General features: G+C 72.1%; 29 protein-coding genes. 11 read left to right on the top strand and 18 right to left on the bottom strand.

Annotation, left to right across the window (positions count from 1 at the left end; all coding sequences use genetic code 11):
• Positions 1-279: 279 nt before the first annotated feature.
• Positions 280-1,920 carry a serine hydrolase gene (locus M503_RS0114760; RefSeq protein WP_028919636.1) on the bottom strand — a complete coding sequence of 547 codons (1,641 nt, stop codon included), beginning with the start codon at positions 1,918-1,920 and terminating at the stop codon, positions 280-282.
• 155 nt (positions 1,921-2,075) lie between these two features.
• Here M503_RS0114760 and M503_RS0114765 point away from each other — a divergent pair, with 155 nt between their 5' ends.
• The 4 genes from M503_RS0114765 to M503_RS0114780 all read left to right on the top strand — a co-directional run bounded on the left by M503_RS0114765 (position 2,076) and on the right by M503_RS0114780 (position 5,118).
• Positions 2,076-2,501, top strand: coding sequence for a VOC family protein (locus M503_RS0114765; protein ID WP_028919635.1), 426 nt, complete (start codon positions 2,076-2,078; stop codon positions 2,499-2,501).
• Positions 2,502-2,547: 46 nt separating this feature from the next.
• A complete protein-coding gene (locus tag M503_RS0114770) occupies positions 2,548-3,372 on the top strand; it encodes a DUF72 domain-containing protein (RefSeq protein WP_028919634.1) in 825 nt (274 codons plus the stop codon).
• Positions 3,373-3,421: 49 nt separating this feature from the next.
• Entirely contained in the window at positions 3,422-4,072 is a 651-nt protein-coding gene (locus M503_RS16635) for a DUF2238 domain-containing protein (RefSeq protein WP_028919633.1), read from the top strand.
• Positions 4,073-4,146: 74 nt separating this feature from the next.
• The gene (locus M503_RS0114780) at positions 4,147-5,118 is read left to right on the top strand and encodes a DMT family transporter (protein WP_028928325.1); all 972 of its coding nucleotides are present in this window, start codon (positions 4,147-4,149) and stop codon (positions 5,116-5,118) included.
• A 25-nt stretch (positions 5,119-5,143) separates the two neighbouring features.
• On the opposite strand, the gene M503_RS16640 is transcribed toward M503_RS0114780, so the two are convergent.
• The 6 genes from M503_RS16640 to M503_RS0114810 form a co-directional block, all read right to left on the bottom strand.
• Positions 5,144-6,094, bottom strand: a complete 951-nt coding sequence (locus M503_RS16640) for a sensor domain-containing diguanylate cyclase (protein WP_231472389.1) — start codon at positions 6,092-6,094, stop codon at positions 5,144-5,146.
• A gap of 69 nt (positions 6,095-6,163) precedes the next feature.
• On the bottom strand, positions 6,164-6,586 hold the full coding sequence (locus M503_RS16940; protein ID WP_051414665.1) for a universal stress protein: 423 nt from the start codon (positions 6,584-6,586) through the stop codon (positions 6,164-6,166).
• An 88-nt stretch (positions 6,587-6,674) separates the two neighbouring features.
• Positions 6,675-7,394 carry a pseudouridine synthase gene (locus tag M503_RS0114795; RefSeq protein ID WP_028928326.1) on the bottom strand — a complete coding sequence of 240 codons (720 nt, stop codon included), beginning with the start codon at positions 7,392-7,394 and terminating at the stop codon, positions 6,675-6,677.
• 112 nt (positions 7,395-7,506) lie between these two features.
• On the bottom strand, positions 7,507-9,339 hold the full coding sequence (locus tag M503_RS0114800; RefSeq protein WP_028928327.1) for a DEAD/DEAH box helicase: 1,833 nt from the start codon (positions 9,337-9,339) through the stop codon (positions 7,507-7,509).
• A gap of 148 nt (positions 9,340-9,487) precedes the next feature.
• Positions 9,488-10,675: a hypothetical protein gene (locus tag M503_RS16650; RefSeq protein WP_081721081.1), complete on the bottom strand. Its 1,188-nt coding sequence runs from the start codon at positions 10,673-10,675 to the stop codon at positions 9,488-9,490.
• Positions 10,676-10,766: 91 nt separating this feature from the next.
• Positions 10,767-11,159, bottom strand: a complete 393-nt coding sequence (locus M503_RS0114810; protein ID WP_028919629.1) for an MAPEG family protein — start codon at positions 11,157-11,159, stop codon at positions 10,767-10,769.
• A gap of 108 nt (positions 11,160-11,267) precedes the next feature.
• Between M503_RS0114810 and M503_RS16655 the strand changes: the two genes are divergently transcribed.
• The 3 genes from M503_RS16655 to M503_RS0114825 all read left to right on the top strand — a co-directional run bounded on the left by M503_RS16655 (position 11,268) and on the right by M503_RS0114825 (position 14,301).
• Entirely contained in the window at positions 11,268-13,148 is a 1,881-nt protein-coding gene (locus M503_RS16655; protein ID WP_155952084.1) for an FUSC family protein, read from the top strand.
• A 139-nt stretch (positions 13,149-13,287) separates the two neighbouring features.
• A complete protein-coding gene (locus M503_RS0114820) occupies positions 13,288-13,641 on the top strand; it encodes a DUF1428 domain-containing protein (RefSeq protein ID WP_028919628.1) in 354 nt (117 codons plus the stop codon).
• A 288-nt stretch (positions 13,642-13,929) separates the two neighbouring features.
• Positions 13,930-14,301: a GFA family protein gene (locus M503_RS0114825; RefSeq protein WP_037061585.1), complete on the top strand. Its 372-nt coding sequence runs from the start codon at positions 13,930-13,932 to the stop codon at positions 14,299-14,301.
• 31 nt (positions 14,302-14,332) lie between these two features.
• Here the strand turns inward: M503_RS0114825 and M503_RS0114830 are convergent, their stop codons facing one another.
• The 9 genes from M503_RS0114830 to M503_RS0114865 all read right to left on the bottom strand — a co-directional run bounded on the left by M503_RS0114830 (position 14,333) and on the right by M503_RS0114865 (position 19,188).
• Positions 14,333-14,701 carry a VOC family protein gene (locus tag M503_RS0114830; RefSeq protein ID WP_155952085.1) on the bottom strand — a complete coding sequence of 123 codons (369 nt, stop codon included), beginning with the start codon at positions 14,699-14,701 and terminating at the stop codon, positions 14,333-14,335.
• Positions 14,702-14,742: 41 nt separating this feature from the next.
• Positions 14,743-14,871 carry a hypothetical protein gene (locus M503_RS17920; protein WP_269319387.1) on the bottom strand — a complete coding sequence of 43 codons (129 nt, stop codon included), beginning with the start codon at positions 14,869-14,871 and terminating at the stop codon, positions 14,743-14,745.
• Positions 14,850-15,128: a hypothetical protein gene (locus M503_RS16660; protein WP_197017249.1), complete on the bottom strand. Its 279-nt coding sequence runs from the start codon at positions 15,126-15,128 to the stop codon at positions 14,850-14,852. Before M503_RS16660 ends, M503_RS17920 begins: the two co-directional genes overlap by 22 nt.
• Positions 15,129-15,221: 93 nt before the next feature.
• Positions 15,222-15,599 (bottom strand): DUF6404 family protein, encoded by a 378-nt coding sequence (locus tag M503_RS16945; protein ID WP_051414667.1) that lies wholly within the window; start codon positions 15,597-15,599, stop codon positions 15,222-15,224.
• A gap of 68 nt (positions 15,600-15,667) precedes the next feature.
• Complete coding sequence (locus M503_RS0114845; RefSeq protein ID WP_028919625.1) at positions 15,668-15,898, bottom strand: hypothetical protein; 231 nt, start codon at positions 15,896-15,898, stop codon at positions 15,668-15,670.
• Positions 15,899-15,986: 88 nt separating this feature from the next.
• Positions 15,987-17,657, bottom strand: coding sequence for a urocanate hydratase (gene hutU, locus M503_RS0114850; protein WP_028919624.1), 1,671 nt, complete (start codon positions 17,655-17,657; stop codon positions 15,987-15,989).
• A gap of 130 nt (positions 17,658-17,787) precedes the next feature.
• A complete protein-coding gene (locus M503_RS0114855; protein WP_155952086.1) occupies positions 17,788-18,231 on the bottom strand; it encodes a hypothetical protein in 444 nt (147 codons plus the stop codon).
• Between the two features lie 63 nt (positions 18,232-18,294).
• The gene (locus M503_RS0114860; RefSeq protein WP_051414669.1) at positions 18,295-18,816 is read right to left on the bottom strand and encodes a YybH family protein; all 522 of its coding nucleotides are present in this window, start codon (positions 18,814-18,816) and stop codon (positions 18,295-18,297) included.
• A gap of 6 nt (positions 18,817-18,822) precedes the next feature.
• The gene (locus M503_RS0114865; protein ID WP_028919622.1) at positions 18,823-19,188 is read right to left on the bottom strand and encodes a hypothetical protein; all 366 of its coding nucleotides are present in this window, start codon (positions 19,186-19,188) and stop codon (positions 18,823-18,825) included.
• Positions 19,189-19,323: 135 nt separating this feature from the next.
• On the opposite strand from M503_RS0114865, the gene M503_RS0114870 reads away from it, so the two are divergent.
• The 3 genes from M503_RS0114870 to M503_RS16670 all read left to right on the top strand — a co-directional run bounded on the left by M503_RS0114870 (position 19,324) and on the right by M503_RS16670 (position 22,729).
• Positions 19,324-20,574: an ectonucleotide pyrophosphatase/phosphodiesterase gene (locus M503_RS0114870; RefSeq protein WP_028919621.1), complete on the top strand. Its 1,251-nt coding sequence runs from the start codon at positions 19,324-19,326 to the stop codon at positions 20,572-20,574.
• A 74-nt stretch (positions 20,575-20,648) separates the two neighbouring features.
• Positions 20,649-22,181 carry a DNA-3-methyladenine glycosylase 2 gene (locus M503_RS0114875; protein WP_028919620.1) on the top strand — a complete coding sequence of 511 codons (1,533 nt, stop codon included), beginning with the start codon at positions 20,649-20,651 and terminating at the stop codon, positions 22,179-22,181.
• On the top strand, positions 22,178-22,729 hold the full coding sequence (locus tag M503_RS16670) for a methylated-DNA--[protein]-cysteine S-methyltransferase (RefSeq protein ID WP_028919619.1): 552 nt from the start codon (positions 22,178-22,180) through the stop codon (positions 22,727-22,729). The genes M503_RS0114875 and M503_RS16670 overlap by 4 nt, the downstream gene beginning before the upstream one ends.
• Positions 22,730-22,851: 122 nt before the next feature.
• Here M503_RS16670 and trpA read toward each other — a convergent pair whose 3' ends face one another.
• Complete coding sequence (gene trpA / locus M503_RS0114885) at positions 22,852-23,652, bottom strand: tryptophan synthase subunit alpha (protein ID WP_028919618.1); 801 nt, start codon at positions 23,650-23,652, stop codon at positions 22,852-22,854.
• Positions 23,653-23,812: 160 nt separating this feature from the next.
• Entirely contained in the window at positions 23,813-25,024 is a 1,212-nt protein-coding gene (trpB, locus tag M503_RS0114890; RefSeq protein WP_028919617.1) for a tryptophan synthase subunit beta, read from the bottom strand.
• Positions 25,025-25,123: 99 nt separating this feature from the next.
• Between trpB and M503_RS0114895 the strand changes: the two genes are divergently transcribed.
• The gene (locus M503_RS0114895; RefSeq protein WP_028919616.1) at positions 25,124-26,011 is read left to right on the top strand and encodes a LysR family transcriptional regulator; all 888 of its coding nucleotides are present in this window, start codon (positions 25,124-25,126) and stop codon (positions 26,009-26,011) included.
• Positions 26,012-26,342 lie beyond the last annotated feature (331 nt).

Raw genomic sequence — 26,342 nt, forward strand, 5'->3', positions numbered from 1 at the left:
GGCGGGCAGGCTTCGGAGGGAGCCGCGGCAGCGCGGGGGTATGCCGCATCGCGCGGTTCCGCCATCCCTGGCTCCAACGCGCGAACGCAGCACATCCATGTGCTGCTTGCGGCATACCCCCGCGCTACCACGTCTTTCGGCCCGTTGAGGTCGTAGCTTCGTTCCTGTCCCCTCTCCCACCGGGAGAGGGGCCGGGGGAGAGGGTCGGGAGCTCAAGCCACGCTGGCACACCGACCCTCTCCCCTCCCCCTCCCCCGGAGGAGGAGGGGTTCAGGTGGATCACTCCACCGGCTTCAGCACCAGGTCCTGGAAGTCGAAGCTGAAGTCGGTCAGGTCGGAGGCGGCTTCCATGCGCGCTTCGCGCGGCTTGCCATCGGCGTCGAGGGCGAAGGTCACGAAGGCGTCGCCGTTGAGGGTGCGCTCGTCCCACTTCACCAGGAAGGTGTCGTGCTGCCAGTGCTCCAGGGTGCCGGTGAGCAGCGGGCTGCGCGGGAAACGCATGCGCAGGCGGCCGTTCTTCTGTTCGATCACCACGTCGCCGTACCAGGCGTCGCGCCAGGTGCCGGTCCAGGCCGAATCGGGCAGCGAGGGCTTCGAGCGCCTGTCGCGCGCGGCGACGCGCTTCGCCCATGCCTCCTCAGCCCTGGCGCGCGATTTCCGCGCCGCGGCGGCATAGGCGGCGATCCAGTCGTTCTTCTCCGCCGGCTGCAGGAAGGCGTCGAGGATCTGCAAGGTCAACGCATTGAACGCGCCGCCGGATTCCTGGTTGGTCAGCACCACCACGCCGAGGTTGCGGCCCGGCACCAGGGTGACGCGCGAGACCATGCCCGGCCAACCGCCGGTGTGCCATACCAGCCGCTCGCCACGGTACGAGGACGTCATCCAGCCCAGGCCGTAGCCGAGGAAGTCCGGCTTCGACGCGGCCAGCCCCGGCACCGCCGGTTCGGCGATCGGGATCGGCGAGATGAGCGACCACATCTCCTTCTGCCTTGCCGGGGTGAACAGCTGGTGTTCCCTGCCCTGCTCGTCGGTGAAGGTGCCGCCGGCCAGCTGCGCGCGCATCCAGCGGCCCATGTCGTGGACGCTGGAATAGATGCCGCCGGCGCCGGCGGCGTTGTGCCAGGTCAGCGGGAAGGTCGGCCGCAAGGTGGTGAAGTCGGCCTTGGCATGGCCGGTGGCGGCCGGGTCGCCGGGGCGCAGCGCGTCGGCGTTGAAGCGGGTGCCGGACATGCCCAGCGGTTCGAAGAAGCGCTGCTGCAGGAAGTCGGCGTAGGACTGGCCGGAGACCTGCTCGATCACCAGGGTCGCGGTGGCGTAGAGGATGTTGTCGTAGGCGTAGCGCTCGCGGAAGCCGGTCTTCAGCGGCACGCGGGCCAGGCGCTGCACGACTTCGGTGGTGCTGTAGTCGCTGCCCGGCCAGAACAGCAGGTCGCCGGCGCCCAGGCCCAGGCCGCTGCGGTGGGTGAGCAGGTCGCGGATGCGCATGTCGGCGGTGACGTAGGGGTCTGACATGCGGAACCACGGCAGGTGGTCGGTAACGCGGTCGTCCCAGGACAGCTTCTTCCCGTCCACCAGCATCGCCAGCGAGGCGGCGGTGAAGGCCTTGGTGTTGGACGCGATCGCGAACAGGGTCTGCGCGTCGACCTTCTCCGGCTTGCCCAGCTCGCGCACGCCCCAGCCGCCTTCGAACACGACCTGCCCATCCTTGACCACGCCGACGGCGATGCCCGGGACCTCGAAGCGCTCGCGCACCTCCTCGACCCAGGCATCGAGCGCCCTGGCGTCGAAGCCGGCGTCGGCCTGCGCGGCGCTGGCGGGTCCGGTGGCGGCTTCCTGCGCCAGCGCCGGCCACGGCGCGAGCAGCGACAGGCCGAGGGCGAACAGGCAACGGAGGCGGAGCGTCTGGAGGCGTGGCGGCATGCGGGTTGTCCGGGGCGGAAAGCGTCGATTCTAGACATTGCCGGCCGTCGCCGGAGTGGCGGAAGTCCCGTCCGCCGCACGCCACCTCACCGGTGCTTTACGCTGGACTGGCCACGCTGCCCCCGCCGCACCGCACCGGTCCCCTGGAGATCGCCATGCCCCGCCCGCCCCAGACCACCAGCACCATCATCCCCTGCCTGCGCTATCGCGACGCCGAGGCGGCGATCGAATGGCTGTGCCAGGCCTTTGGTTTCAAGAAGAACGCCGTGTATGCCGAAGGCGGCGTCGTGCTGCATGCGCAGCTGACCTGGGGCAACGGCATGATCATGCTCGGTTCGACCGACAACGCCAGCGAATGGGGCAAGCTGATCGCCCAGCCCGACGAGACCGGCATGCGCGAGACGCAGAGTCCCTGCGTCATCGTCGAGGACGTCGACGCCCACTACCAGCGCGCGAAGGCGGCCGGGGCGACCATCGTCCAGGACATCGCCGACCAGGGCTATGGTGGACGCGGCTATTCCTGCCGCGACATCGAGGGCCACCTGTGGTGGTTCGGAAGCTACGACCCGTGGAAGGCATGAAGCGGATGCAGGCAATGGCGATCAACACAACGGAAGTGCAACCCGGATGAACGACCTGTTCTCGACCCCACCCGCGCGCCATCCGCGCATCCACGTCGGCATCGGCGGCTGGACCTTCGCGCCCTGGCGCGGCGGCGTGTTCTATCCGCAGGGGCTGGTGCAGCGGCGCGAGCTGGAATATGCCAGCCGCCAGCTCACCGCCATCGAGATCAACGGCACCTACTATGGCGCGCAGAAGCCGGAGACCTACGCGAAGTGGCGCGACGAGACGCCGCCGGGCTTCGTGTTCACCGCCAAGGCGCCGAAGCGGATCATGGGCAGCCGCAAGCTGTCCTCCACCGGCGCGCAGGTCGAGGATTTCGTCGGCGGCATCGCCACCCTCGGCGACCGCCTCGGCGCGCTGCTGTGGCAGTTCGACCGCGGCCAGAGCCCGGTGCCGGAGGAACTGGCCGCCTTCCTCGACCTGCTGCCGGCCAAGGCCGGCGGCCAGCGCCTGCGCCATGCGCTGGAGATCCGCGACCGCGCACTGTTCACCCCGGAGCTGCTGGGCCTGCTGCGTGCGCGCAACATCGCCCTGGTGTTCGCCGGTTCGGACGAGCACCCCTCCTACGCCGACATCACCGCCGACTTCACCTACGCACGGCTGATGCTCGCCCGCAGCGGACTGGCCCAGGGCTACCCCGACGCGGAGCTGGACGCCTGGGCGCGCCGCGCCCGCGAATGGGCCGACGGCGGCGACCCGGCCGACCTGCCGCACGTGGAAGCGCCCGTCGCCAGCGGCACTCCGCGCGAGGCCTTCGTGTTCTTCATCGCCAGCGCCAAGGAGCGCAACCCGGCGGCGGCGCAGGCGCTGCTGCAGCGGCTCGGCTAGCCCGGCGCGGCCGCCACGCCGGCCGGCATTCGTGCGAGGATGCGGCGCCATGACCGACGCCGCCCTCCGCACGCCTGCCTCGCCGCGCCTGGCAAAGACCTTGCTGGCCCTGTTCGTCGCGATCTGGATCGCGCTGGCGGTCTCGCCCTGGTACCGCCAGGACTGGGCGCTGGAGAACGTGCTGGTGCTGGTGGCCGTGCCGGCGCTGGCCTGGGGCTGGCGGCGGATGCCGCTGACCGGGCTGAGCTACATCTGCCTGTTCGTGTTCGGCGTGCTGCACGAGATCGGCGCGCACTACACCTATGCGGAAGTGCCCTACGACGCCTGGTTCCAGCGCCACCTCGGCTTCTCCCTGGACCAGGCGCTGGGCCTGGAGCGCAATTCCTTCGACCGGCTGGTGCACTTCCTCTACGGGCTGCTGGTCACCCCGGCCTGCATCGAGCTGCTGGACCGGGTGGCGCCGCCGCGCGGGATCTGGCGCTACGTGATGCCGGTGAGCTTCATCATGTCGCACTCGCTGCTGTTCGAGATGTTCGAATGGCTGGCCGCCAGCGTGTTCGGCGGCGACCTGGGCCAGGCCTACCTTGGCACCCAGGGCGATGTCTGGGACGCGCAGAAGGACATGCTGATGGCGACCCTGGGCTCGCTGCTGGCGGTGGCCGTGCTTGGCCCGCTGGGCTGGCTGTCGCCGCGGCGCTGATCCGGGCGCGGCGTAACCGAAAGATCGCCCGCCAGGCCAGCGTCGCCGGCCCGTCGCCGGGCGATAATGCGCGCATGCCGATGACCGACACCGCCCGCGCCCAGCTGCAGATCCACTTCTGCGTCCTGCTCTGGGGCTTCACCGCGATCCTCGGCAAGCTGATCAGCCTGCCCGCGCTGCCGCTGGTGTGGTGGCGAATGCTGCTGGTGGTGGCCGCGCTGGCCCTGGTGCCACGGGTGTGGCGCGGCCTTCGCGCCCTGCCGCCGCGGCTGTTCCTGGGCTATGCCGGCATCGGCGTGGTGGTCTCGCTGCACTGGCTGACCTTCTACGGCGCGATCAAGCTGGCCAACGCCTCGGTGGCGGCGACCTGTATCGCCCTGGCCCCGGCGTTCACCGCGGTGATCGAACCGTGGGTGGCGAAGCGGCCGTTCCGTCCGCGCGAACTGGCGCTGGGCGTGGCGGTGCTACCGGGCGTGGCTATGGTGGTCGGCGGCGTGCCCGACGGCATGCGCGTGGGCGTGGCGGTCGGCGCGCTGTCGGCGCTGCTGGTGGCGGTGTTCGGCTCGTTCAACAAACGCCTGGTCGAGCACGCCGATCCACTCACCGTCACCGGCATCGAGCTGGGTGCGGGCACCCTCGCCCTCACCGCGCTGGCGCCGCTGCTGCCGCTGCTGATGCCGGCCTTCGATGGCGACCTGCTGGCGGTACCCGGACTGTACGACGGCACCCTGCTGCTGGTGCTGGCGCTGGGCTGTACCCTGCTGCCCTTCGCGCTGTCGCTGGTCGCGCTGCGCCACCTCAGCGCCTACAGCGTGCAGCTGGTGACCAACCTCGAACCGGTCTACGCCATCGTCCTGGCCGCGCTGCTGCTGGGCGAACAGCGCGAGCTCACCCCGCTGTTCTACCTGGGCGTGGCGGTGATCCTCGGCGCGGTGTTCCTGGATCCGCTGCTGGCGCGGCGCACGGCGGCACGGCAGCCGGCGCCGGGCGACGTGCAGCATCCGGAGGTGCTGGGCACCTCGGAAGCGCGACAGGTGGTGGACTAGCCGGCGCCCGCGCAGCGGGCGGCGGTCAGGCCTTGGACTCGACGCGGTTGCGGCCGTCGCGCTTGGCCCGGTACAGGGCTTCGTCGGCGCGTTCGAGCAAGGCCGCGTAGGTCTCGCCCGGGCGGTAGGCGGTCACGCCGATGCTGGCGCTGACCACCGCGCCCAGTGGCAGCGCGCCGACGGCCTGGCGCAGCAGCTCGCACTGCGCGCGTGCCGTATCCAGCGTGGTGTCCGGCAGCAGCAGGGCGAACTCCTCGCCGCCGTAGCGCGCGGCTACGCCCGCCGCGGCGAAGTGCGCCTGCAGCACCTTGCCCACCTCGGCCAGCACCCGGTCGCCTTCAGCGTGGCCGTGCACGTCGTTGATGCTCTTGAAATGGTCCAGGTCCAGCAGGGCCACGCATAGCGGGCTGCCGGCGACGTTCGCCCGCTCGATCTCCAACGCCAGCGCCGTCGAGAAGGCGCGGCGGTTGCTCAGGCCGGTCAGCGGATCGGTGCGGGCCTGCTCGGCCAGCTGCGCGTTCTGCCGTTCCAGCAGCTCGGCGTAGCGGGCCAGCTCGCGTTCGAACCAGGTCGACTCGCGCACCTGCTGGTCCAGCGCGCGGGTGACGCGGCGCAGCTCGATCACGTGCCCGGCCTGGCGCGCCAGCGCGCGCAGCGCGGCGGCCTGCGAGGCCTCCAGGGTGCCGGGAACGCTGTCGAACACGCACAGGCTGCCCAGGGCCATGCCCTCGCCGTCCAGCAGCGGCACGCCGGCGTAGAAACGGATGCTCTTCCCGCCGATCACCGGCAGCCGGCCGGCGAAGCGCTCGTCCTGTTCGGCGTCCTCGACCAGCATCAGCCGGTGCGGCTCGAGGATCGCGTACTGGCAGAAGGAGCGGTCGCGCGGGGTCTCGCAGGTGTCGAAGCCATGGCGGGCCTTGAACCACTGCCGGTCCTCGTCCACCAGCGATACCGCCGCCATGGACTTGCCGGCCACGGCGACGGCCAGGTTGACCAGCCCCGACGCTGGCTGAGCGGCGGCCTGGCACGGCCGCCGCGTGCAGGTTCAGTGGCAGACCAGGACCGGGACCGGGCTCAGCGCCACGACCTTCTGGGCGACCGAGCCCAGCAGCAGGGTCTGCAGCGCGTTCCTGCCGTGGCTGCCGATGGCCACCAGGCCGGCCTTCTTCGCCCTGGCCGCTTCCAGCACGGTCGGCACGACCTCGCCGATCGCCTTCTGCTCGGTGACCTTCAGGCCGGTCCGGCGCAGCAGCGGGCGCAGCGGCGCCAGCGCGCGCTCGGCCTCGCGCTCGTAGTAGGCGTCCGGGCCGGCGGCGCCGAACTCCTTCTCCGCGGCCTTGGACAGGCGCGGGACCACGGTCAGCACGTGCAGCTGCGGCGGGGTAGCCATGCCCTTGGCCAGTTTCGCGACCTGGCGCACCACGGCCGCGGCCACCGGGCTGTCGTCCACCGCAAGCAGGATCTTCATCGTTCGTCTCCGAGGGATGTACAAGGCGTGCGGCGGAATTCTAGCGGGACGCCATGCCGGGGCGCTGATCGCGCTCAAGCGGGCCGGCTTACCAGTCGGTGTGCTGCGGCAGCAGGCCGCGCAGTTCGGCGTCGGTGAGGTTGCGCCACTGCCCCGGCTTGAGCGCGCCCAGCTTGATGTTGTCGATGCGCACGCGGCGCAGCTGGGTGACCCGGTAGTCGAAGGCCGCCGCCATCAGCCGGATCTGCCGGTTGAGGCCCTGCTCCAGGACGATGCGGAAGCCGAATTTGGCGAGGCGGCTGGTCCGGCACGGCAGGGTCATCTGCCCGTGGATGCGCACGCCGCGCGACATGCCGCGCAGGAACTCGTCGGTCACCGGCTTGTTCACCGCCACCAGGTATTCCTTCTGGTGCCGGTTCTCGGCGCGCAGGATCTGGTTGACGATGTCGCCGTTGCTGGTCAGCAGGATCAGCCCTTCGGAATCCTTGTCCAGGCGGCCGATCGGGAAGATCCGCTGCTCGTGGCCGACGAAGTCGACGATATTGCCCTTCACCGAGCTCTCGGTGGTGCAGGTGATGCCGACCGGCTTGTTCAGGGCGATGTAGACATGCCGGCGTTTGCCGGCCTTCGTCGTGCGCGCCTTCAGCGGCTGGCCGTCGACCAGCACCGTGTCGCCCTCGCCCACCACCGCGCCGACGCCGGCCGGCTGGCCGTTGACGGTGACGCGGCGTTCGGCGATCAGGCGGTCGGCCTCGCGGCGCGAACAGAAGCCGGTCTCGGCGATGTGCTTGTTGAGGCGGACGGTCATGCCGGCATTATCGGGGATCGGCGTGCGGGTTCGCGCGCGGCGCCGGCCGCGGGCCGGCGCGACGTGGCGCCATCACATGGAAGGAGGTGCGGGACAGGTCCCGCGCCGCGGTTCAGCGCGGCGCGGACGGGCCCTTGCGGTGCGGGCGGGCCGGCGGCTTGCCGGGACGACCGGGGCGTGCGCCGGGCGGGCGGAAGCGGCCCTTCGGCTGGTTTTCCGACGGGGCGTGGCTGCCGTCCCACTTGCTGATCTTCAGCTGCTGGCCGACCACCCAGGTCTTCTGCAGGTGCTGCAGGATCTCCGGCGGCATGCCTTCGGGCAGGTCGAGGACCGAGTGGTCCTCGTGGATGTCGATGCGACCGATGTAACGCGCTTCCAGCCCGGCCTCGTTGGCGATGGCGCCGACGATGTTGCCCGGCTTGACCCCGTGGACGTGGCCGACCTCGACCCGGTAGGCCTCCATGCCCGGCTGCGGCGCTTCGCGCGGCGGCTTGGGCGCGCGCGGGGCGCGCTGCCCGAACGGTTCCTCGTCGCGGCCGCGGTGCTCGCGCGGGGCGCGGGCTTCGCGCGGTTCGCGCTCGAAGCGCGCACGCGGCGCCGGCTCCTCGCGCGCTTCCAGCAGCAGCGGGGTGTCGCCGTGCAGCAGCTTGGCCAGCGCGGCGGCGACTTCGGTGACGGTGACGTCGTGCTCGCCGGCGTAGCGCTCGACCAGCTCGCGGTAGTCGTCCAGGTCGCCGGCTTCCAGCGCGCCGGAAATGCGCTCGAAGAAGCGCGCGACACGGCGGTCGTTGACCGCCTCGACGGTCGGCAGGCGCATTTCCTCGATCGGCTGGCGGGTGGCGCGCTCGATCGCGCGCAGCATGCCCTTCTCGCGCGGGGTGACGAACAGGATCGCCTCGCCGCTGCGCCCGGCGCGGCCGGTACGGCCGATGCGGTGGACGTAGCTCTCGGTGTCGTACGGGATGTCGTAGTTCAACACGTGGCTGATGCGCTCCACGTCCAGGCCGCGCGCGGCCACGTCGGTGGCCACCAGCACGTCCAGCTTGCCGTCCTTGAGCTGCTGGATGATGCGTTCGCGCTGCTGCTGCTGCAGGTCGCCATTGATCGCGGCGGCGGCCTGGCCGCGCGCCTGCAGCTTCTCGGCCAGCTCCTCGGTGCCGGCCTTGGTGCGCGCGAACACGATCATCGCGTCGAACGGCTCGGCCTCGATGATCCGGGTCAGCGCGTCGAGCTTGTGCATGCCACTGACGAACCAGTAGCGCTGGCGGATGTTGGCCGAGGTGGTGGTCCTGGAGGCGATGGTGACTTCGGCCGGATCGCGCAGGTAGGTCTGGGCGATGCGCCGGATCGGCGCCGGCATGGTCGCCGAGAACAGCGCCACCTGGCGTTGCGGCGGAGTCTTCTGCAGCACGGCCTCGACGTCGTCGATGAAGCCCATGCGCAGCATCTCGTCGGCCTCGTCCAGGACCAGGCACTTGAGCTCGGACAGGTCCAGGGTGCCGCGGTTGAGATGGTCGATCACCCGGCCCGGGGTACCGACGACGACGTGCACGCCGCGACGCAGCGCGTGCAGCTGCGGGCCGTAGCCCTGGCCGCCGTAGATCGGCAGCACCTGGAAGCCGGGCAGCTTCACCGCGTAGCGCTGGAAGGCCTCGGCGACCTGGATGGCCAGCTCGCGGGTCGGCGCCAGCACCAGCACCTGCGGCTTGCCCTTCGACAGGTCGAGTCGCGCCAGCGCCGGCAGGGCGAAGGCGGCGGTCTTGCCGGTGCCGGTCTGGGCGGTGCCCAGCACGTCGCGGCCGGCCAGCAGCGCGGGGATGGTGGCGGCCTGGATCGGCGAAGGCGATTCGTAGCCGACCGCGGTCAGCGCGGCCAGCAACGGCTCGGGGAGGCCGAGGTCGCCGAAATTCGGCGCGGCGGGGGATTCTTGGTCGGGGGCGGACATCCGGAGCTCCGGCGGCGCGCGCCGGGACGGCGCGGCGAAGGCAATAAGAGCCGTTATTGTGCGCCCGCGGCCGGCCCTTGTCGCGTCGCAGCTGAATAGGAGGCCCGCATCGGTTCAGCCGGCGGGCCCGCCGCCGTACGGTCCGGCCTCAGCCGCCGCCCTGCTCCGCCGAAGGAGCCGCCGCGGGAGCGCCCTCGCCGGCCGTCGTCCCGACCGTCGGCAGCGGCTCGTCGTCGGCCTTGGCCGCTTCCGGCTGCGGGACCTCGCCCAGCGCGTCGGGCAGCTCGTTGAACTCGGCCAGCGGGCTCTCCGCCGGGCAGTCGTCGTCGGGGAAGCCGAAGTCGCGGCGCAGTTCCAGGCCGCAGGCGTTGAGCGCGTAGACCCGGTCCTGGGCGCGGCAGCGCTCGTCGAAGGCGCGCACCCAGGCGTCGCGGCGGCGCATGAAGTCGTCGCCGCACTTGTCCAGCAGGCGCACGCGGTCGAGGTCGTCCTGCGCGGCGTTGTTGCCGTCCAGGCCGTACATGCGCAGCTCGTCGCCGGTGAGCAGGCGCAGGCTGCGGTTGGGCACGGTCTTCATCACGTCGGCCAACAGCGGCGAGGCGCCGTTGCGTTCGAGGTACTCGCGCACGGTGGCGTAGACGGCCTGCAGTTCGGCGTTGAGCTCGGTGCGGCTGGTGGCGGTGGAACTGAGGCGGATGATGCGGTGGATGCCCACCCGCCCGGCCAGGCGCCGGCTGTCGCCGCCGGCGAGCACGAACACGCAGGCGCTGTGGCAGACCGAGTCCTCGCGCACCCAGATGGTCCAGCGGTTGCCACCGATCCAGTCGCCGGCGCGGATCGCGTCCTCGACCTGGCCGCCGGTGGAATCCAGGTCCAGCACGCGGCTGCCGACGCCCAGGCTGTCGGCGACACGGGTGACCCGCTCGACCAGGGTGGTGAAGTCGGCAGCGATCCGGCCGCGGTAGCGCAGGCGCACCACGTCGCCCTCGCGGCACGGTTCGAGCAGCTGGCGCAGGGTCTCGCGGTCCGGAGCCGATACCGGCTCGCCGTCGCCCTGGCGGTAGTCGAGGCCGCAGTCGATCCAGGCCTGGCCGGAGGCCAGTTCCAGCGGCGACCAGTCCGGCGCCTTCTTCGCCGGCGGCACCGCGACCGGCGCGGCGGGCGTCGCCGGCGGCGGCGTAGCCACCGGGTCGCGGCTGACCGCGCCGCCTTCCTCGGGCGAGGCCACGGTCTGGGTCTGGATCGGCTGCTCCGCCTCCGGCGCAGGCTTGCGGCAGCCGGCCAGCAGCAACAGGCTCAAGGCCAGCAGGAACAGCGGACGCAGGCGCGGGATCACGGCAGACGGCAACCACGGTGACGAAGGCAGCACCCAGTCTAGGCGGTGCCCGCCACCGAGGGACAACCGGCGCTAAACGCGCCTTGCGCGTTCAGCGCAGCAGCGGCCAGAGCACCATCAGCAGGCCCAGCATCGAGACCGCCCACACCGCCGAGCGCAGGTACGGGATGCCGGCCAGGTACAGCGGCACGTACAGCAGCCGCGCCCACAGGTACAGCTGCACGCCCAGCGCCGTGCCGTGGCCGGTGCGCCCGGCGGCGACCACGCCCAGCACCGCGGCGGCGAAGAACGGGAAAGTCTCCAGCAGGTTGCGGAACGCGCGCTCGGCGCGGCCGGCGGCGCCCTCCAGCGGCGGCGGCGTGCCGTCGCGCGCGCTCGCGTTCCATTTCAGGCCGCGCCGCGCGGTCGCCAGCGTCGCCGCCAGCAGCAGCTGCGCGATGCCCAGCACCACCGCCCACGCCAGGAACTTCAGTTCGATCGCCATCGCCCACCCTCCTTGCCGATGCGCCGCAGCCTGGCAGAAGCGCGGTGAAACCCGCGCATTGCGGTCCGCGTCATCCGGCCACCGGCGCGGCGGCGCTACGATATGCGCATGAGCCTGCCGCCCCCGCCCGCCCCGCCGCCGCGGCCCAGCGTGCGCCAGATGCTCCGGGAGATGCGGCAGGTGCGCCCGCTGCCGCCGCAGCGCTGGGCCTTCGCGGTGCGCGCCGGCCTGGCGATGGGCGTGCCGATCCTGGCCGGCTGGCTGGCCGGCGATCCGGCCGCGGGCATGATGGCGACGATCGGCGGATTCACCTCGCTGTACGGCAGCGGCCGCCCTTATGGGGCCCGCGCGCTGATGCTGGCGGTGGTGGCCGGCGTGTTCGCCACTGCGGTGGCGTTCGGACTGTGGCTGGAACACCTGCCCTGGCTGGTGGTCGTGCCGGTGCTGTCGCTGCTGGCGATGCTGGCGGCCTGGCTGTGCAACGCCACCCGCACCGGTCCGCCGGGCGCCTACCTGTTCGTGCTCGCCTGCGCCGCCGGCACGGCGATACCGGCCGACCACCTCTCGCCGCTGCAGGCCGGTGCCCTGGTGTCCGGCGGCGGCGCCTTCGCCTGGCTGCTGCACATGGCCGGCATGCTGTGGCAGCCGCGCGGACCGGAACGCAAGGCGGTGGCGACGGCCGCCGCGGCGGTGGCGCGCTGGGTCGGCCATGCCGGCGAGGCCGGCGCGCGCCTGGCGCGTCGCCAGGCGGCGCTGGCGCTCCATGACAGCTGGCAGATGCTGGTCGGCTTCCAGCCGGTGCCGGCACGCGCGCACGGCGAACTGGCCCGGCTGCGCGCGCTCAACCACGAGCTGCACCTGCTGTTCGCCTCGACCCTGGCCACCGCGCCGCCGCCGGAACACCGCGCCGCGCTGCAGGCGCGCGCCTCGCGGCTGGCCGAGGAAGCGCGGCAGCCGCCGATCTTGCGCCCGCCTTCACTGCCGGCCGACGCGGTGCCGCACGGCTATCCGCGTTCGTGGGTCCGGCTGCGCGAAGGGCTGGCGCCGGGTTCGAACGCGCTGCGGATGGTGCTGCGGATCGGCATCGCCACGCTGCTGGCCGGCATCGTCGCCGGCGCGCTGGACCTGGAGCGCGCCTACTGGGCGATCGCCGCGGCGCTGCTCATGCTCTACCAGGGCTTCGACTGGCCGCGCACGGTGCTGCGCAGCCTCGAACGCACCCTGGGGACCTGGCTGGGCCTGCTGCTGGCCGGCGCGGTCCTGTGGATCCACCCGACCGGCCCGTGGCTGGCACTGATGGTGATGGTGCTGCAGTTCACCATCGAGATCACGGTGGTGCGCAACTACGCGATCGCCGTGGTGTTCATCACCGGCGTGGCCCTGACCATCGCCAGCGGCGGACAGCCGGTGGACGACATCGGCGCCATGCTGCTGGCCCGCGGCGTCGACACCGTGCTCGGCTGCGCCTGCGCCCTGCTGGCCTTCCGCCTGCTGCCGCCGCGTGCCGACCACCGCACCCTCGCCAACGGCATCGGCCAGTGCCTGCTGGCGCTGCGCGAGGTCTGCCGGCACCTGGCCGCCGGCGACGCGACCACGGTCGCCGCGCGCGCCGCACGTCGCGACCTGCAGCACCGCATCTTCGTGCTCGAACAGGCGGTGGATGAGGCCCTGGCCGGCAGCGAGGCCGACCGCCGCACCGCCACGGCCTGGTGGCCGGCGGTGGCGACCTGCCAGCGCCTGGCCTACCGGGTGCTGGCGGCGTGCTGGGACACCGAACGCCACCCGGTCGCCGCGCCGCTGCCGGCCACCGATACGGGGCACGCCGACGAAGCGCTGGGCACGCTGGCCCGCGCCTGGCTGCAACTGCGCCCGCCCGCGCCGCTGCCCTCCGTGCCCCCGCTGCTGGCGCAGGAACTGGGCGACCTGCATGGCTTCCTGCAGCGGCAGCTGCGGCCGGGAGATGCCGCTGCCGCCTCTTCCGGGAACTGAGCCGGCGTCGGTTCCGCCCTGCCTGTCGCCACGGGTCCCTCTGCGGCGGCCAGCGCCTTGCGGACCGGCATGTCGATCCGCCGCGCCGCGAACCGTCGCACTCACAGGCACCCCCGCCGCAGACCCGAGGAGGCATCCCATGTCCTACGTCGATGGTTTCGTCATGGCCGTCCCCACCGCCAGCCGCGAGGCGTTCATCGCCCACGCCGGCAAGTTCGACCCGATGTTCAAGGAATGCGGCGCGCTGCGCGTGATCGAATGCTGGGCCGACGACGTGCCCCACGGCCAGGTCACCGACTTCTTCCGCGCGGTGCAGGCACGCGAGGACGAATCGGTGGTGTTCTCCTGGGTCGAATGGCCGGACAAGGCCACCCGCGACGCGGGAATGAAGAAGCTGATGGAGAGCGACGCGATGGATCCGGCGACCAATCCGCCGCCGTTCGACGGCAAGCGGATGATCTTCGGCGGCTTCGCTCCGGTGCTCGAGCTGTAGGCGCGGCTGTCGCGCGCCTGCTCAGCGCGCCTTCGCGAACGGCAGGCCACGCATCAGCACCCCCGCTCCCCCTTCTCGAATGCGGGCGATCTTGCGGGTGCAGCCAGGTCCGCACAAGCCCGCGCGCCGCGCGGCGTGCCCGCGCTCACGGAACCGCGGGCCGGTCTGGCGCCTCCGGTCGTGCGACGCACGCGCCTGCGCTGCCGCGACCGCAACGGCCGTTTACAGTGGCCGCTTTCCCATGGGAGGACTCCGATGGCCCGTAGCGGCGGATGCAGATGCGGCGCGGTGCGCTACACCCTGTCGGCCGAACCGGTCGCCACCCGGCTGTGCTGGTGCCGCGACTGCCAGTACTGGGCGCTGGGCAATGCCGCGGTGAACATCATGGTGCCGCGCGCGGCCGTCGAGGTGACCGGCACGCCGCGCCGCTTCGAGAGCGTGGCGGACAGCGGCAACCGCATGACCCGCAGTTTCTGCGGCGAATGCGGCACGCAGCTGTTCAGCGCCTCCAGCGGCAACCTCGAATACATGGTGGTCCGCGTCGGCACCCTGGACGACGCCAGCGGCATCCGCCCGACCATGGCCATCTGGACCGGTTCGGCGCCACCGTGGGCGCATATCGATCCGGCGCTGCAGGCCTTCCCACGCCAGCCGGGCTGATGCGCCTGGCGCGTGGCGCTACGGCCGCGCCTCAGCCGTGGCCTGGCGGGCGCCGGTCCTGGCCGATCCACAGCCGGTTGCCATTCGGATCCTCGATGCGGAACTCGGTCATGCCGTAGAACGTGGTCTCCAGGTCCGGCGCATCGAGTCCGTTCGCGCGGGCCTGGCGGTGGAACTCGACGATGTCTTCCGGATACAGGTACAGCACCGCGGTCCGCGGGATGCCCGGATGCAGGCTGATCGAGCGATCCAGCATCAGTTCGTGCCGGCCGCAGCGCAGGCGCGCCCAGCCCAGCCCGTCGTCGCGCTGTTCGACGCGAAAGCCGAGCTTGCCGTCGAAGGCCACGGCCGCTTCCAGGTCGCTGACCGGTTGCATCGGCACCAGGCGTTCGAGGTTCATGGTGATTCCTCCGTGTTGGAACAGGCGAACGGTGGCGCGCTTCAGCGCGCGCACCACAGCACGATGCCGCCGATGGCGAACATCACCAGCCAGGACAGGTGCCGGCCGCGGGTGCAGGCCAGCGGCAGGATGCCGGAGGCGATGAAGGTCAGCCCGACAATGCGGAGCACGCGCGAATCCGCCGGCCCCTCTCCGCCGGCCCCTCTCCGCCGGCCCGCAGGAGCAGCGCGGCGAAGCCGAACCAGGCGATCGAGGTGACGTGCCAGGCGAAGCGCAGCGTGCGCGCGGTGAACTCCGTGCCGCCGAACAGCTTCGGCAGGTCGGCGCGCCGGAACAGGCGCATGAGGATGTCGCGCTCGCCCAGTACCGAATGCGCCAGTCCCATGGCGATGGCGAGGAACGCTGCGAACGCAAGCAGGAACGACATGGGCAGGGACCTCGGCCTTGCACCGACCGTCGCACTCTAGCGCCGAACGGGCCCGGCCGCGCGCCAACGCGCGAACCGGAAACACGTTGCCCCTCAGCTCTGCACGCGTTCCCGCGCGATGCCGGTGTACTCCTCCCAGCCAGGCAACCAGTGCTTGCGGGCGATACGCGCGCAATAGAGCGCCATGAACGCGCCAAACAGCAGTCCGGCCGCCAGCGCCGGCGCCGCCATCCGCGCCAGGGGCATGCCCTGCATCCACCACATGACCAGCCACATCAGCAGGCCCCAGCCGACCCCGAAGAAACCGCCCATCAGCAGCGCGTTCCAGGCGAAGGGCTGGAACGGCGGCGGCGCCAGCTCCAGGCCGCAGAGCCGCAACAGCCGCCACAGCGGCGGATCCGCGCTCAACGGCGACACCCCGACCGCCTGCATGTGCTGGTGGAACGCCTGGACCTTTTCCCTGTGCGTCATTGCAGTCTCCTTCCATGTGCGCCATCGGCGCCGTTGATCCTCGGGAACATTCCCTACCCCGCCTGGTATCAGCCTCCGGCCTGATGCCGTACCACGGCCCGGAAACCCTGCACCATCCGGCCGGTGAAGAACAGCACGACGCCGCCGAGGAATCCGGCGCGCACGCACCACGACAGCCACATGCGGAGCGGCTCCGCGGGCGCGATCGCCCACAGTGCCCCGGCGCAGGCCAGCGCGAGCAGGAGCATCGCCACGCCGGCCTTGAGGTGGATGTTGGGCAACTTGAAGCTCAGGCGCATTCCAGTCTCCTTCGGCTTTACCGGCTTTCCGGCGCGCCTGGTGCGGCACGCCGGACTGGAGCAGTGGGGCGAGCCCCACTCTACGGGGTCAGGGGAGCATGGGGAGCTTGAGGCCCTGCTCCCGGGCGCACTGCCTGGCGATGTCGTAGCCGGCGTCGGCGTGGCGCATCACCCCGGTACCCGGGTCGTTCCACAGCACGCGGGCGATGCGGCGGTCGGCGGCCTCGCTGCCGTCGCAGACGATGACCACGCCGCTGTGCTGGCTGTAGCCCATACCCACGCCGCCACCGTGGTGCAGCGACACCCAGGTCGCGCCGCCGGCGACGTTGAGCATGGCGTTGAGCAGCGGCCAGTCGGAGACCGCATCCGATCCGTCCTTCATCGCCTCGGTCTCGCGGTTGGGCGAGGCCACGCTGCCGCTGTCGAGGTGGTCGCGGCCGATCACGATCGGCGCCTTCAGCTCGCCATTGCGGACCATCTCGTTGAACGCCAGGCCCAGGCGGTGGCGCTGGCCCAGGCCAACCCAGCAGATGCGCGCCGGCAGGCCCTGGAAGGCGATGCGTTCGGAGGCCATGTCCAGCCAGCGGTGCAGGTGCGGATCGTCGGGAATCAGCTCCTTGACCTTGGCGTCGGTCTTCGCGATGTCCTCCGGATCGCCGCTCAGGGCGACCCAGCGGAACGGGCCGACGCCGCGGCAGAACAGCGGACGCACGTAGGCCGGCACGAAGCCGGGGAAGTCGAACGCGTTCCGGAGGCCTTCGTCGAACGCCATCTGCCGGATGTTGTTGCCGTAGTCGACGGTGGGGATGCCCTGCGCGTGGAACGCCAGCATCGCCTCGACGTGGGTGCGCATCGACTTCTTGGCCGCGTCGCGCACCTTCTCCGGATCGGCCTTCTGGCCGGCCAGCCACTGCTCCACCGTCCAGCCCGCCGGCAGGTAGCCGTGCACCGGATCGTGCGCGCTGGTCTGGTCGGTGACGCAGTCCGGGCGCACGCCGCGGCGCACCAGCTCCGGCAGCACCTCGGCGGCATTGCCCAGCAACGCGATCGACCTGGCCTCGCCGGCGGCGGTGTACTTGGCGATGCGCGCCAGCGCGTCGTCCAGGTCGGTGGCCTGCTCGTCGACGTAGCGCGTGCGCAGGCGGAAATCGATGCGGCTCTGCTGGCACTCGATGGTCAGCGAGCAGGCCCCGGCCAGCGAGGCGGCCAGCGGCTGGGCGCCGCCCATGCCGCCGAGGCCGGCGGTGAGGATCCACTTGCCGGTGAGGTCGCCGCCGTAGTGCTGGCGGCCCATCTCGACGAAGGTCTCGTAGGTGCCCTGGACGATGCCCTGCGAGCCGATGTAGATCCACGAGCCGGCGGTCATCTGCCCGTACATCATCAGGCCCTTGCGGTCGAGCTCGTTGAAGTGCTCCCAGGTGGCCCAGTGCGGCACCAGGTTGGAGTTGGCGATCAGCACGCGCGGCGCGTCCGGGTGGGTCGGGAACACGCCGACCGGCTTGCCCGACTGCACCAGCAGGGTCTCGTCGTCGCCGAGGGTCTTCAGCGTGGCCAGGATCGCGTCGAAGCTGGCCCAGTCACGCGCGGCGCGGCCGATGCCGCCGTACACCACCAGGTCCTCGGGACGTTCGGCCACATCCGGGTCGAGGTTGTTCTGGAGCATGCGGAACGGGGCTTCGGTGAGCCAGCTGCGGCAGCTCAGCTCGGTGCCGCGCGGGGCGCGGACGACGCGGGACGGATCGTGACGCGGATCGGACATGCCGGGGGCCTCGGATTTCGAAACCGGCATTATCGCAGGTGGTGCGGGCGCGGCTGCCCTCGCCGGTCACGCGCGCGATGCTGCGCCGCGGCGTGCAAACCCGCGCCGTGCGTGCCGCGGACGCCGGAACTCAGCGCGGGGGCTTCGGCGGATCCGTCGCCTGCGTCGCCTGGGCGCGCTGGCGCTCAAGCTCCTCGCGTTCGCGCTCGTAGGCCTGGCGGCGCATCTCGTAATCCTGGCGCAGGCGCTCGGACTCGGCCGGAGTGGCCGCTGCGGCGCGCTGCCGCTCGGTGCGGGCGCGGTCGGCTTCCAGGCGCCGGCGGTTGGCGTCGATGGCCACGCCGATACGGTCCTGTTCGCCGCGGCGCACCGCATCCTGCTGTTGCCGGCGGGCGTCTTCGGTGGCCTGCTGCTGGCGCTGGTACGAGGTGTCGGTCGAGGGCCTGGGCTGCGGCGGAGTGCCGTAGCGGTTCGGCTGCACCGACTGCGCCAGCGCCGGGATGGCCGCCAGCGCGATAAGCAGGGCCGGCACGCCGGCCCGGGCGATCCACGAACGTCGGAAACAGGTAGCCATGCGGCCATGGTGCCACGCGCCGGCGCGGCTGCACGTGCGCCGGCCGCGGGCTTCAGCACCGCGTCAGCCCGGTGGACAGTCCGTGACCCGTCCGGCGTGGAAGGCCTGCACCTGCGCCTCGTCCGCCGGCTGCGCCTCCTGGCCGTCGTCGAACACGATGCGCCACACGCCGTCGTCGCCACGCTGCCAGATCGAATTGAAGCGGCCGATGGCGTAGGCGCCGGTCGCAGGATCCTGGTAGAGCGAGGGACCGCTGGAGGAGACCACCGTGCCGTCGCCGCCAGGGTGCACCCGGTCCGGATACCACCACAGCTTCGCGGCGGTGCCGTCGATCAGGCCCGTCCAGGCCCTGAGGATCTCGTCGCGGCCGCGCTGCGGCCGTGCCCGGGTGACGCCGAACACGGCCTGCGGATGCAGGTGTCCGGCGAACGCGGCGCCGTCGTTGTCGGCAACCGACTGCGCGAACGACAGCTCGCGCGCCCACACCTCGCAGCGCGCCTGTTCGAACGCCGTCGTCGCGGGCGCGGCAAGGGCCGGCGCCGCGGCAAGCGCCAGCATCGACACGGATGCGCGCCAGCGCTGCATGGGGAGTCAGCGCTCGGGAATGAAGACCTGGCCGCCGCCGATCGTGCACGCGCCCTTGCCGCTCTCCTCGCGTCTGGTGCGGGTGCCGGTGTACTTGAGGCAATTGTCCTTCCGCGACATGTCCGGCTCGCTCACCTGGTAGAACGCCGAGAGCTTCAGCGCCGGGCGGGCGTCCGGCTCGGGATCGGCCAGGCGGCTGCGGCGGGCGCGCTGCGGCGTTTCGGGAGCGGCGGCCTCATCGGTGGCGGCGTTCACCGCGGGCAGCGGCGCGGAGGCCTGCTTCTGGTCGGCGATCGCGGCATGCGCCGGCGCGGACAGCGCCAGCGCCAGGCCAAGACTGAGGGACAGCGTGCTGGCCATCTTCATCTTCATCGGTCCTGCTGGCGGCGGTTGGCCGAGCATGGGCAGACCGGGAGGCTGCCGTCAAGCGCGCGCCAATGAGATCCGCGCATGCGGGCACGCGCCGGTTCTGCCAAGCTTTACGGGTCTTCCCTCCCCCGCCGCGCAATGTCCTTCCGCCGTATCGTCGCCCTGTTCCTGCTGTTGTCGCTGTCCGCCTGTGCGGCCTCGCCCCGTCCCGAAACCCCATCTCCTTCCGCCACCGGCGCGCCGGTACCGCTGCTGCTGGTATCGGTCGACGGGCTGCGTGCCGACGCTCTCGGCCGCGGCGACACGCCGACCCTGGACAGCCTCGCCGCCGGCGGCGTGCGCGCGCAGTGGATGCGCCCCTCGTTCCCGGTGCTGACCTTCCCCAACCACTACACGCTGGCCACGGGCATGCGCCCGGACCACCACGGCATCGTCCACAACTCGATGAACGACCCGGAGCTGGGCCGTTTCGTCGTCGGCGACGCCGACGAGGCGGCCGTGCCGGGCTGGTGGCAGGCCGAACCGCTGTGGACCACCGCCGAGCGCGCCGGCCTCGTCACCGGCGTGTGGGCCTGGCCGGGCGCTTCGGCGCCGCGTGACGGCGTGATGCCGCGCCACAACCAGATCTTCGTCAACGAGATCCCGCTCGCCGATCGCGTCGAGGCGGTGGCCGGCTGGCTCACCGCGCCCGGCGCCGGGCGCGCCCGCTTCGTGGCGGTGTACTTCGAACAGGTCGACCAGGCCGCCCACGACCACGGGCCGTCGTCGGAGCAGGCCCGGGCGGCGATACGTGCGGTCGACGCGGCCATCGGCGAGCTGCTGGCGAAGGTGCAGGCCGCAGGCCTCGCGCTCGACGTCGTGGTGGTCTCCGACCATGGCATGGCGCTGGTGCCGCCGAGCCACTTCATCGCGGTGGAGGACATGGCCTCGATCGAGGAAGCCCGGGTGGTGAGCATCGGCCAGGTGATCGGACTGGCGCCGAATCCGGGCTTCGAGGCCGCGGTCGAGGCGCGCCTGCTCGGACGCCACGACCACTACCAGTGCTGGCGCAAGAGCGAGCTGCCGGAACGCCTGCACTACGGCACCCACCCGCGCATCCCGCCACTGGTCTGCCAGATGGACGAAAGCTGGAACGCGCTGCCGCGGGCGATGCTGGAGCGCCGCGCCGCCGCCGGGCCGCACGACCGCGGCGCGCACGGCTACGATCCGGACCTGCCGTCGATGCGCGCGGTGTTCGTGGCGCATGGCCCCTCGTTCCGCGAAGGCGCGCAACTGCCGCCGTTCGACAACGTCGACGTGTACCCGCTGCTCTCCTCGCTGCTGGGCCTGCCGGCGCGTCAGGTGGACGGCGACCCGGCCACGCTGCGACCGGCACTGCGCGCTCCCTGAACCCCCGCGGGGCTCCGGGCAGTCATGTCCGGAAACGGCGAGTCCGGGGGCATCGGCGGTGCTAGCCTGCGTCCATGTCCTCCCCCGCCCCCAACACCAGCCGCCTGCCCGATCCGCAGATCTGCGAACGGGCGCGGCTGAGCCGCGATCCGCGCTTCGACGGCCTGTTCTTCACCGCCGTGCGCAGCACCGGCATCTATTGCCGGCCGGTGTGCCCGGCGCCGGCGCCGAAGCGCGCGAACGTGGATTACTACCCCAGCGCGGCGGCCGCCGAGGCGGCGGGCTTCCGCCCGTGCCTGCGCTGCCGCCCGGAACTGTCGCCCGGTGACGGCGCCTGGCGGCGCGGCGACGAGGCGGTGGCGCGGGCGCTGAAACTGATCGACCAGGGGTTCCTGGCCGAGCGCCCGCTGGCCGAGCTGGCCGCCCGCGTGCACCTGGGCGAACGCCAGCTGCGCCGCCTGTTCGTGCAGCGTCTGGGCGCGGCCCCGGCTGGCGTGCACGGCACCCGCCGCCTGCTGTTCGCCAAGCAGCTGCTCACCGAGACCTCGCTGCCGATCACCGAGGTGGCGCTGGCCGCCGGCTTCGGCAGCCTGCGCCGCTTCAACGCCGCCTTCCAGGAGGCGTACCGGATGGCGCCGCGCGACCTGCGCAGGCATGCCGCCGATGACGCGCCGGCCGCCGACCCTGCGCAGCCGCTGGTGCTGCGGCTCGCATACCGGCCGCCGTACGACTTCGCCGCGATGCTCGATTTCCTGCGCACGCGCGCCCTGCCCGGCATCGAGCAGGTCGACGCGCGCAGCTATGCGCGCACGTTCGGCACCGCGGAAGCGCCGGGCTGGCTCCGGGTCAGTGCCTGGCCCGCCGGCCGCGACGGCCGCACCCATGCGCTGAAGCTGGAACTGCAGGGCGCGGCGCCGGCGCAGCTGGCGGCGATCGTCGGCCGGGTGCGGCGCATGTTCGACCTGGATGCCGATCCGGATGCGATCGCCGCGGTGCTGTCCGCCGACCCGCGCCTGCGCCCGCTGCTGCGCAAGCGGCCGGGCCTGCGCCTGCCCGGCGGCTGGGACGGCTTCGAGGTCGCAGTGCGCGCGGTGGCCGGGCAGCAGGTCAGCGTCGCAGCGGCGCGCACGCTGTGCGCGCGCATCGCGCAGCGCCATGGCCACGCGCTGGCGGCGCCGCTGGCGCCGGGCCTGACCCATCTGTTCCCGACGCCCGGGGCGCTGCTCGAGGGCGATCTCGAAGGCGCCGGGCTGACGCCGACCCGTGTGCTCACGATGCGCGGCATCGCCCGCGCCCTGCTCGACGGGCGCGTCGGCTTCGCGCCGGAACAGACGCTGGAGCAGTTCGTCAACAGCTGGAGCGCGCTGCCGGGCATCGGCCCGTGGACGGCGCAATACCTGGCACTGCGCGCGCTCGGCCATCCGGATGCGTTTCCGGCCGGCGACCTGGTGCTGCGCAAGACCGTTCCGGCCGACGGCAGCCGCATGGCGACGCGCGAACTGGAAGCACGCGCCGAGGCCTGGCGGCCCTGGCGTGGCTACGCAGTCATCCACCTGTGGCGCGACGTCGCGGCGTCGCCGCCCGCTTCCGCGGAGGACACCGAATGAACACGATCCATTTCCGCCGTATTCCCAGCCCGCTCGGCCTGCTGACGATCGCCGCCAGCGACGCCGGCCTGCACGCGATCGAGTTCCCCAGCAACCGCCACCCGCAGCGCCGCAGCGACTGGCGCGAGGACGACCATCCGCTGCTGGACCACGCGCAGGCGCAGCTGGACGAGTACTTCGCCGGCACCCGCCGCAGCTTCGACCTGCCGCTGGCACCGCAGGGCACGGCGTTCCAGCGCGAGGTGTGGTTCGCGCTGGCCACGATTCCCTACGGCGCCACGGCCAGCTATGCGCAGCAGGCGGCGAAGGTGGGACGGCCGACCGCCACGCGCGCGGTCGGCGCCGCCAACGGCCGCAACCCGCTGCCGATCGTGCTGCCCTGCCACCGCGTGATCGGCGCCGACGGCTCGCTCACCGGCTTCGGCGGCGGCCTGCCGGCCAAGCGCTTCCTGCTGCAGCTGGAAGGCGCGATCCCGACGGAGGAGGTCGCGCGGGACCTGTTCGCACCTCCACCAGGCGCGCCCTCGGAGTTTGCAGCGAAGGTGTAGCAAGATGCATGAAGCCCCCTCTCCCCTCGGGAGAGGGGTTGGGGAGAGGGTCGGTGTGCCAACGCGGTCGGAAGCCTNCCCTCTCCCCCTGCCCCTCTCCCGGAGGGAGAGGGGGGAATCCGTCAGCCGTCGATGGCCTGGCGCAGCGGCGCCAGGAATGCACGCGCACGCTTGGCGGCATCGTCCGCATCACCGGCTTCCGCCAGTACCGAGACGAGCGCCGAGCCGACCACCACGCCATCCGCATCGACCGCCATGGCCTTGGCGCTCGCCGCGTCCTTGATGCCGAAGCCGGCCACCACCGGCACCTTCGCGCCAGCGCGCAGTTCCTGCAGGCGCCGCCCGGCCGCGCCGGTGTCGAGGCGGTCGGCGCCGGTCACGCCGGCGTAGCTGACGTAGTAGAGGTAGCCCTGCGCGTGGGCGCACAGCATCGCCGCGCGCTCGGCGGTGGTCGTCGGCGAGGCCAGCATCACCAGCGCCAGGCCGGCGGCGTCGAACGGCTGCTGGAAGTCTTCGGCTTCCTCCGGCGGCAGGTCGACCAGCAGCACGCCGTCGACGCCGGCAGCCACCGCTTCGCTGGCGAAGCGCGCCGCACCGCGGATCTCCACCGGGTTGAGGTAGCCCATCAGCACCACCGGCGTGTCGCCATCGCGCTCGCGGAAGCGGCGCACGCAGTCGAACACGTAGTCGGTGCCGGCACCGCGCGCCAGCGCGCGCTCGGAGCTGCGCTGGATCACCGGGCCATCGGCCATCGGGTCGGAGAAGGCCACGCCCAGTTCGATGCAGTCGGCACCGGCTTCGACGAGGGCGTGCATCACCGGCACCGTGGCCTCCAGCGAAGGATCGCCGGCGGTGACGAAGGGAATCAGCGCCTTGCGGCCTTCGGCGGCGAGGCGGGAGAACTTGCGTTCGAAGCGGCTCATGGGAGGAGGCTCTTCTGGATCTGGAAGGAGGAAGCGGAGGCGCTGCCGGCGCACGACCAACGCCGGCGGAACGCACCAGCGTGGGCGTCGGCGGCCGTGCGCGCGAAACGGCCGGCGCGGACTGCCACGCCGCTGGCAACGCGCGCCACGGCACCGCGCATCACAGGGTGATGCCCTCGCGCGCGGCGATGGTGTGCACGTCCTTGTCGCCGCGGCCGGAGAGGTTGCACAGCACCAGCCTGTCCTTCGGCAGTTCGCGCGCCAGCTTGATCGCCTGGGCGACGGCATGGCTGGATTCCAGCGCCGGCAGGATGCCTTCGGTGCGGGTGAGCCGGTGGAAGGCTTCCAGCGCTTCCTCGTCGGTGACGCCGACGTACTCGGCGCGGCCGCTGTCCTTGAGGAACGCGTGCTCCGGGCCGACGCCGGGGTAGTCCAGACCGGCGGAGATCGAATGCGTTTCGATGATCTGCCCGTCGTCGTCGCAGATCACGTAGGTGCGGTTGCCGTGCAGCACGCCGACCCGGCCGGCCGCCAGCGACGAGGCATGGCGCCCGGTCTCGATGCCGTCGCCGGCCGCCTCGGCGCCGACGATGCGCACCGAGGCATCGTTGAGGAAGGCATGGAACAGGCCGATCGCGTTGCTGCCGCCGCCGACACAGGCGGTAATCGCATCCGGCAGGCGGCCGTATTCGGCCAGCATCTGCGCCCTCGCCTCGCGCCCCACCACGGCGTTGAAATCGCGCACCATGCGCGGATACGGGTCCGGGCCGGCGACGGTACCGATGATGTAGAAGGTGTCCTGGACGTTGGTCACCCAGTCGCGCATCGCCTCGTTGAGCGCGTCCTTGAGCGTGGCCGAGCCGGAGGTCACCGGAACGACCGTGGCGCCCAGCAGCTTCATCCGGTAGACGTTGATCTTCTGCCGCTCGATGTCGGTGGCGCCCATGTAGACCACGCACTCCAGGCCCAGGCGCGTGGCCACCGTCGCGCTGGCCACGCCGTGCTGGCCGGCGCCGGTCTCGGCGATGATCCGCTTCTTGCCCATCCGCGCGGCGAGCAGCGCCTGGCCGATGGTGTTGTTGATCTTGTGCGCGCCGGTGTGGTTCAGGTCCTCGCGCTTGAGCAGGATCTGCGCGCCACCGACTTCGCGGCTCAGCCGCTCGGCGTGGTAGATCGGGCTGGGCCGGCCGACGTAGTGCTTGAGGTCCTTCTCGAAGGCGGCGATGAAGTCCGGATCGACGCGGGCGGCGTCGTAGGCCGCGGCCAGCTCCTGCAGCGGCCCGATCAGGGTCTCGGCAACGAAGCGGCCGCCGTGCCGGCCGAAGTGGCCCTGGGCGTCGGGGAAGGCGTGGAAGTCCGTAGGGGCAGTCATGGGGTGCGTCGGTAAGCTGGCGATGCCTCAGCCTAGCGCACAGGTCATGCCCGGATAAATCGACAAATTCGAACCAACCTGTGAGATAAACTCACGGCCATGTCGCGGCCCCTGCCCCCGCTCAACGCCCTGCGGGCCTTCGAGGCCGCCGCCCGCCTGGGCAGCGTCAGCCGTGCCGCCGAAGAGCTGCACGTGACCCACGGCGCGGTCAGCCGGCAGATCCGCAGCCTCGAGCAGGCACTGGGCGCGCCGCTGTTCCAGCGCGACGGTCGTGGCCTGGCCCTGACCCCCAGCGGCCTGCGCCTGCGCGATGCCGCCGGCGACGCCTTCAACGCCCTGCAGGCGGCCTGGACCCGCCTGCAGCGCGGACAGCGCCCGGCCGCCCTCGTGCTGGGCTGCCCGGGCAGCCTGATGGCGCGCTGGGTGATCCCGCGGCTGGAACGGCTGGGCGCCGACCTGCCCGGCCTGAAGCTGCACCTGTCGGCGCAGGAGTCCGGATTCGACGCCCTGCTGTCAGGGCTGGATGCGGCACTGCTGCTGGGCGAGGCGCCCTGGCCGCCGGAATGGGATGTGCAGCTGCTGGCCCCCGAGCGCATCGGACCGGTGCTGAGCCCGCGCCACGCCCGCTTCGAGGCCTTGCGCGGCGTGGCCAGCGAAGCGCTGCTGGACGAACCGCTGCTGCACACCACTTCGCGCCCGCAGGCGTGGCCGCGCTGGTTCGAGACGCAGGGACTGGACGGCAACCGCTGGCACCCCGGCACCGGCTTCGACCACCTCACCTATCTCCTGGAAGCCGCGGCCGCCGGCCTGGGCGTGGCGATCGCGCCGCAGGAACTGGTGCAGGCCGACCTGGACAGCGGGCGCCTGGTCGCGCCATGGGGTTTCATCGAAACCGGGGGCCACTGGGCACTGTGCACCCGACGCGGCGAAGGCGGCTCGCTGGCCATTGCACTGGCCGAATGGCTCCGGCGCGAGCTGCGGCCCTGATCCGTCGGCGCTTACGGACCGGAACGATCCCGTGCGTGAGAAAGCGCTGGTAGAGGTCACCGCAGCCGACCGCCAGCAGGCCGACCACCATCGAACGAAGCACCGCGCTGGCCAGCCCGAACCTGTCCGGCAACGAAGCGCACACGGCTGCGGCCAGCATGACCATGACCGCAGCCACCACGCTCCAGCGCCGCCTCCTGATCGCTGGCGCCAGTACGACGACGCCCACGAGCGGCGTCACGAACGAGGAAAGAAAGAAGGTCCAGGAACCCCATCTCGGGCTCCCGCCGACAGCCATCGGGACCCATGCGCCCGGCCTGGCGGCGGGCAA

The sequence above is a fragment of the Pseudoxanthomonas suwonensis J47 genome, from assembly GCF_000513955.1.
Lineage (GTDB): Bacteria > Pseudomonadota > Gammaproteobacteria > Xanthomonadales > Xanthomonadaceae > Pseudoxanthomonas > Pseudoxanthomonas suwonensis_C.